The sequence below is a fragment of the Vibrio sp. 1288 genome, assembly GCF_033344475.1.
This window is the reverse complement of sequence record NZ_JAWPOX010001135.1, coordinates 1-516: the sequence shown is the minus strand read 5'-3', so window position 1 is coordinate 516 and position 516 is coordinate 1. Positions and strand designations below refer to the sequence as shown.

The 516-nt window shown below is 42.6% G+C and carries 1 pseudogene; it reads right to left on the bottom strand.

Annotated elements, in window-relative coordinates:
• Window positions 1–53 precede the first annotated feature (53 nt).
• Window positions 54–516, bottom strand: a pseudogene (locus tag R8O11_RS31305) (hypothetical protein); the annotation flags it as partial.

Here is a 516-nt window from a genome sequence, read left to right as displayed (position 1 = left end):
ACTTGCGGTTTTTGATCTAGTTCTGCATGCAATTATGTCGAAAAATGAGTCTTTCAGGCTAATGAGAGTCTGGGCAAAGGCAAATACAGTGTTTCGACAATATCTGATAGCACGTGATCATAGGTATTGAAAATCGTCAGTGACAGATCTGAGGTGATGCCATAAAGTTCTTCTTCTGTTAGTCCGGTGTGTTTTCCTTCGACATAGTCGTTTAACGCTTGTGTCGAACGTACAGAGATCGGCGCTGCGATAGTCAGCGGTGCTATTACCGCTAACTGATTCAGTTTACGTGTCATTACAGATGCGTAGTTCTTTACTCGAACGCTTCCTCCTTGTTCGTTTAAGTCTTGAATGCTAATACGAAGTTGAGTCAAGGTTTCGAGGCTATCGATAATGGTTTGCCAATTCATGTGGTACTCATCATGCAACTCATCTCGTTGCTCAACTGCTAGCCACGCAATAGTGACTTCATCCATTAAGAACAAACAATGTCGAATCAGCTTTCCGTGCTCCATT